The 1,569-nt window shown below is 48.4% G+C and carries 2 protein-coding genes; both read right to left on the reverse strand.

What is annotated here, in order from left to right; genetic code table 11:
- On the reverse strand, positions 1 to 208 hold a 208-nt coding region (locus tag ABYW01_RS21075; RefSeq protein WP_372836539.1), incomplete at its 3' end, for a hypothetical protein.
- A 54-nt stretch (positions 209 to 262) separates the two neighbouring features.
- The gene (locus ABYW01_RS21080; protein ID WP_372836540.1) at positions 263 to 1,474 is read right to left on the reverse strand and encodes a glycosyltransferase family 4 protein; all 1,212 of its coding nucleotides are present in this window, start codon (positions 1,472 to 1,474) and stop codon (positions 263 to 265) included.
- Positions 1,475 to 1,569: the final 95 nt, after the last annotated feature.

Consider the following 1,569-nt stretch of genomic DNA (forward strand, 5'->3'; position numbering starts at 1 on the left):
CGCCGAAGGGATCTTCAAATACGTCCCAGCCCTGCTCATCCAATGAGTCATAGTTGTAATCAGGCAGGTTACCTTGCTCCTCGCCTTTAAATCCGGTCAGGTTATCAGCCTTCTTATCTGCCTGAGCATGACTTCCGGCCAGAATGAAAAGCGTCATCAAACCGAACGAAAGCAGTCGTTTCAACAATGATGTGACACCTGATCGCATGATAGCCACCTTTAAACGTTTATTAGCGCGCTTCAACTTTTTAGTGAGCACTCACTATACCACTGATTGACAGTTGGGCACCTTATCCGAATTGTTGTAGACCTCGTCCAACAGGTCATACACCTTTTCAGCATTGTGGCGCCATGTAAATTCTTTCACCATACGCTCGCGGGCGGCTCGGCCCAACCGTTCCCTGAGCTCTTTATCTTCAACCAACCTTGTGAGTGCCTGAGTCATAGCCTCGCCATCACCCGGAGGAAATAACAACCCCTCCTCTCCATCAACCAGCATCTCTTTCACAGGCTCAGTTCCCAACGATAATACGGCCGTTTCCATTGCCATATATTCGAACATTTTGAGGGGTGAGCAATAATACGCAGAGTTTTGCAGCACGGTAATATCCATTGCCGCCAGGTACTTATCGATCTCATTACTCGGCACAAAACCTGCGAAGGTCACGTAATCTTTTATATCTGACTGATTCGCCCGTGCGACGCTTTCTTCAGATTCAGGTTTTACCTGCCCAACCAGTAACAGACGTACCTTGTAGCCTTGCTTAACCAAATAAGAGAAGCTGTCAAACAGCATATCCATACGATGCCAAGGAGCAAAGCTACCCACGAAGCCAATAACAACCTCGTCTTCGCCAATTCCTAACTCCGCTCTGACAGGAGAACCGGACATATGCGGGTCAAACTGCTCCACAGTGACACCATTCGGAATGGAGTGAATCGGTAGCCCTTTGGTCGATTCAACCCTGTATTCCTCAGTGAGCACGTTGCTCACCGCAAACCCGCCATCGCATAAGGAAAGTGCCCGGGTAGAACTGAAAAAATGCTCAGCGCCCGGGACCCGCAGGTAGTTCGCTTCACGCTCTTCGTGATCGGGGGAGTTGATCTCCAGTACCACGGGGATATTTAGCGAACGACACGCCCATATAATTGAAAAGGTGTTGTAGTCAAAACGTGTCAGTACCAGATCCGGTTTCAACTCCTTTAGCTGTCGCCGCTCTTCAAGCATACGCTTGGATTGCACAAGAAACGCTTTGATATCCGATATATAAAATCGTGCAAGACGTGACTTAAGCCGATCAATGAAAGACGCTTTTTGACCTGGCACCCCGGTTTCGAGTGGTGGTGCCATGACCGTAAAATCAATCCCTTGTTCATCGCAAATCCCACCAAACTCTTCCGAGAATTTAGTAACGTGCACGTATGAACCATCACGCTCGAACTTCTGATAATGGGCATATACAACACGTTTCATTGCTTTATCCGTCACTTCCATATCCTTTATTCAACACCTGTAGCGACGCGCTTTAACGCCCAACCACGTAAACCCGCGGGCAACATATGGCCATA

It is taken from the genome of Pontibacterium sp., from assembly GCF_041587635.1.
Taxonomy (GTDB): Bacteria; Pseudomonadota; Gammaproteobacteria; order Pseudomonadales; family Balneatricaceae; genus Pontibacterium.

Bases quoted from the DNA above. Each gene is read 5' to 3' on its own strand.
- ABYW01_RS21080 (WP_372836540.1), bottom strand. From the start codon at position 1,474: ATGAAACGTGTTGTATATGCCCATTATCAGAAGTTCGAGCGTGATGGT.